We start from the raw sequence: 3,818 nt of genomic DNA on the forward strand, positions 1-3,818 counted from the left end.
CAAGGATCCGGAAAACTGGACATGCAAGCGTTTGTCGGGCGCAAACTGGCTTTGACGTCGCGTCGTAAAAGACCGTTAGGCGTCGTTCAGATCGGCCCCGGACAAATTGAAGGCACGATTTGTGTGTCCGTGTCCAGGAGCGATATTTTCAAATTTTTGAACACGTGGAGTGACTATGGCAGACGCAGTTTTGGGCATCATTGGCGGTTCCGGCATTTACGATTTGCCCGGATTGGAAAACTCAGAATGGGTTACCGTTGAAAGCCCTTGGGGGACACCGTCAGACCAGGTCCGTATTGGTGAAATAGACGGACTCAAGATTGTATTCCTGCCGCGCCATGGCCGAGGTCATGTCTATTCTCCAACCACCATCAACTATCGCGCCAACATCGACGTAATGAAGCGATGTGGCGTCACTGATCTTCTGTCGGTCTCGGCTTGCGGCTCTTTGAAGGAAGAGCACGCTCCGGGCACGTTTGTTCTGGTCGATCAGTTTATCGATCGTACCATTGCCCGTGAAAAGAGTTTCTTTGGCACCGGGTTCGTCGCGCATGTCTCCATGGCAACACCGGTCAGTCCCAAGCTCGTGGATGCGGTGGTCGCCGCAGCTGAAGCCGAAGGGTTGGCCTATAGCAAGGGCGGAACTTACCTGGCCATGGAAGGTCCGCAATTCTCATCCCTGGCCGAGAGCCATCTTTACCGGTCCTGGAGTTGCGACGTGATCGGCATGACCAACATGCCGGAGGCGAAGCTCGCACGCGAGGCGGAAATCTGCTACGCGACCATAGCCATGGTGACGGACTATGACAGCTGGCATCCCGATCACGGTGAGGTCGACATTCAGGCGATCATCAAGGTTTTGCACGACAACGCGGAAAATGCGCAACGGCTTGTGGCGCGCGTCGCACAGAACCTGCCGCGCTCGCATCAGTCCTGTCCCGCAGGTTCCGATACTGCTTTGGAATTCGCCCTGATGACTGCTCCGGAGAAACGGGATCCGGCGCTTGTTGCCAAGCTGGATGCCATTGCTGGCCGGGTGCTTGGCAAATCTTCCTGATCCTTCACATTCACAGGTTCATATCTTGGTTGAACGACACCGAATTAACTTCGACCGGCGTAGCAAAATTGGTATAAGCGTCGGTCGGGGGTGATGCGCGAACGCATAGAAAACTTCGTGACTTACGCCGGAATGATCATCCAAAGAGAGAAAACTCGATGACCGACCAGACAATCCAGGATGAGTTGATCAATTCAATCCGTACGATCAAGGACTATCCGCACGAGGGAATTCTGTTTCGCGATATCACGACACTTCTCGGCAATGCGCGTGCTTTTCGCCGCGCGGTCGATGCGTTGGTACAACCCTGGGCCGGGTCCAAGGTTGATCAGATCGCAGGTATTGAGGCGAGGGGGTTCATTCTGGGTGGTGCCGTCGCACATCAGCTTTCCGCGGGTTTCGTTCCGATTCGCAAGAAAGGCAAATTACCGCACGAGACAGTGCGGATTGCCTATTCCCTTGAATACGGCCTAGATGAAATGGAAGTGCACAAGGATGCTATCCAGCCTGGTGATCGGGTGATCCTGGTGGATGATCTGATAGCCACCGGCGGAACTGCGGAAGCTGCCTGCAAATTGTTGCGTTCCATGGGGGCGAATATCGAAGCTGCCTGTTTCATTGTCGATCTTCCGGATTTGGGAGGACGGAAAAAGCTGGAGGCTCTGAGCGTTCCCGTTCGGACCCTGGTGGAATTTCCGGGACACTGAGCTGACATGGCGGGAGGAGCCGACAGCGAGGTCGCAAAACCGGAGTTTTCCAGGCAGTTCCAGGAAGATTTCGAAACATTGTTGAAGTGGCGGCGAGATGTGCGCCGCTTCAGAACCGATCCCTTGCCTACGGGTTCCCTGGAGCATCTTCTGCACCTGGCGGATCTTGCCCCATCGGTCGGAAACAGCCAGCCCTGGCGGATCGTGATTGTCGAAGATCCCGATAGCCGCGCGCAGGTGACAGCCTCATTCGAAGCGGAAAACGAGCAGGCTGCGAAGCATTACGAAAACGACAAGGCGCAGATGTACCGGCAGCTGAAACTGGCAGGGCTGAAGGAAGCACCGGTTCATCTGGCCATATTCAGCGACGACGATCCCGAGCAGGGCCACGGTCTTGGTCGGGCAACAATGCACGAGACACTCGCCTATTCGACCGTCAGCATGATCCACACATTCTGGCTTGCGGCCAGAGCTGAGGGTATTGGTGTCGGCTGGGTGTCGATATTGGATCCGGAAAAGGTCACCGACGCGCTGCAGGTTGACGCAAGCTGGCGGCTTGTGGCTTATCTATGCGTCGGTTTTCCTGAAGAAGAACATATGGACCCGGAATTGGAACGCACGCGCTGGCAAGCGCGAAGTCCCCTGGAAACGCGGTTATTCCGCCGGTAGGAGTTCTGAATGCCTGTGATTATTCGCCCCACCGAAGACAGAGATCAAACTGCCGTCCACCAGCTTCTGACAGAACGCTGGACTGCACCTGAGATCATGCTCGATGGGGAAATGTATGATGCATCGCGTCTGCCGGGTTATGTCGCCCTTGACGGTAAAAACCTGGTTGGACTCGTCACACTGATCAAGCGGGATGGTGAATGGGAAATTCTTACGCTTGATTCCATCAATCGCTGGGGCGGGGTCGGCAGTCAGTTGCTGGACGCGGTCGTCACCGAAGCCCGTGCCCGGAATGTGCCGCGTCTGACAGTGCGAACGTCGAACGACAACCTGGACGCCTTCCGCTTCTATCAGCGGCGCGGGTTTCGTTTCGAGCGGATCGGGCAGGGGGTGATCGACCGGGAAAGAGAGCAAAAACCGGGTATTCCGCTAAGGGGTGACTACGGTATTGAAATCCGCGACGAGATTCTGTTTGCGCGGCCGCTGTAATCAATTGGCACTGCCTAAAGGCAACGCCCGGTAATCTCAGAGGACTTCAGCGGGGTTTTCTTTCCAGAAAGACCGTCGCCTTGAAGGAAAAAACGAGCGTGCCGTCCTGATTGTGCGCCAGTGTGTCGGAGTGGAGCAGGCCCCATTCGGGCCGGCTTCTGCTTTCCGTCTTTCCCGTCACAATGCGAGAATAAAGCAGGGTGTCGCCGACATAGACCGGTTTGATCCATTTGAGGTCCTTGAAACCGGGGGACGGACCGAGGCGTGCAGGTCGAAGCCCTTCTTCAGTTGCCTTCCTCTGCAATTCTTCCAACTTTGCCACAAACAGTTTCATGAAGACCGCGGCTGTGTGCCAGCCGGACGCGCACTGGTGCTTGAAAAACGTTTTGGCGGCGCCGTCCTCGCTCAGGTGAAAGGGTTGTGGGTCGAATTTTTCAGCGAACCGCTCGACCTCTTCGCGTGTGAACGTATGTTGCCCGAGCTCGAGCGATTCACCTATTTCAACGTCTTCAAAATACGAGATCAAGCGCTGACTTTCCGCTTCTTGAAAAGGATCGGGTTTTCCCATCTGAGCACCTGGGATCCGGACTGGTTGACCGCTGTTATGCGCACAAAGACAATGCCGAGATGAGGTTTGGTCCGCATGTCCTTGGTTTCAAGAATTTCGGCTTTTGCCGTCAGCGTGTCGCCTGGAAAGACCGGTTTTGTCCACTTCAACTCGTTTATGCGTGGAGACCCTCTGCTGGTGCTCTTGTTCAATAACCCAGTTGCCAGCAGTCCCATGACCAACGCACATGTGTGCCAGCCGGACGCAGCGAGCCCGCCGAGCAGCGAAGCTTGTCCCGCTTCCTCGTCCAGATGAAAGGGCTGCGGGTCAAACTCGCTGGCAAATTCAA

6 protein-coding genes are annotated in these 3,818 nt (G+C 55.6%); 4 read left to right on the plus strand and 2 right to left on the minus strand.

The window, feature by feature from the left end:
* Positions 1 to 175 precede the first annotated feature (175 nt).
* The 4 genes from K5905_RS29455 (at position 176) to K5905_RS29470 (ending at position 2,922) form a co-directional block, all read left to right on the plus strand.
* Positions 176 to 1,057 carry an S-methyl-5'-thioadenosine phosphorylase gene (locus tag K5905_RS29455; protein ID WP_297591133.1) on the plus strand — a complete coding sequence of 294 codons (882 nt, stop codon included), beginning with the start codon at positions 176 to 178 and terminating at the stop codon, positions 1,055 to 1,057.
* A 158-nt stretch (positions 1,058 to 1,215) separates the two neighbouring features.
* Positions 1,216 to 1,764 (plus strand): adenine phosphoribosyltransferase, encoded by a 549-nt coding sequence (locus tag K5905_RS29460; RefSeq protein ID WP_297591135.1) that lies wholly within the window; start codon positions 1,216 to 1,218, stop codon positions 1,762 to 1,764.
* 6 nt (positions 1,765 to 1,770) lie between these two features.
* Positions 1,771 to 2,433, plus strand: coding sequence for a 5,6-dimethylbenzimidazole synthase (gene bluB, locus K5905_RS29465; protein ID WP_297591137.1), 663 nt, complete (start codon positions 1,771 to 1,773; stop codon positions 2,431 to 2,433).
* 9 nt (positions 2,434 to 2,442) lie between these two features.
* Complete coding sequence (locus K5905_RS29470; protein ID WP_297591140.1) at positions 2,443 to 2,922, plus strand: GNAT family N-acetyltransferase; 480 nt, start codon at positions 2,443 to 2,445, stop codon at positions 2,920 to 2,922.
* Positions 2,923 to 2,968: 46 nt separating this feature from the next.
* On the opposite strand, the gene K5905_RS29475 is transcribed toward K5905_RS29470, so the two are convergent.
* Positions 2,969 to 3,448, minus strand: coding sequence for a MaoC family dehydratase (locus K5905_RS29475; RefSeq protein ID WP_297591142.1), 480 nt, complete (start codon positions 3,446 to 3,448; stop codon positions 2,969 to 2,971).
* The coding region (locus K5905_RS29480) for a MaoC family dehydratase (RefSeq protein WP_297591146.1) at positions 3,445 to 3,818 on the minus strand (374 nt) is incomplete at its 5' end. The genes K5905_RS29480 and K5905_RS29475, both read right to left, overlap by 4 nt.

The organism is Roseibium sp. (genome assembly GCF_025698965.1).
In the GTDB taxonomy this organism is placed as follows: Bacteria; Pseudomonadota; Alphaproteobacteria; order Rhizobiales; family Stappiaceae; genus Roseibium.

Coding starts and splice junctions, on each gene's coding strand:
- bluB (WP_297591137.1), top strand. CDS start 1,771: ATGGCGGGAGGAGCCGACAGCGAGGTCGCAAAACCGGAGTTTTCCAGG.
- K5905_RS29455 (WP_297591133.1), top strand. CDS start 176: ATGGCAGACGCAGTTTTGGGCATCATTGGCGGTTCCGGCATTTACGAT.
- K5905_RS29460 (WP_297591135.1), top strand. CDS start 1,216: ATGACCGACCAGACAATCCAGGATGAGTTGATCAATTCAATCCGTACG.
- K5905_RS29470 (WP_297591140.1), top strand. CDS start 2,443: ATGCCTGTGATTATTCGCCCCACCGAAGACAGAGATCAAACTGCCGTC.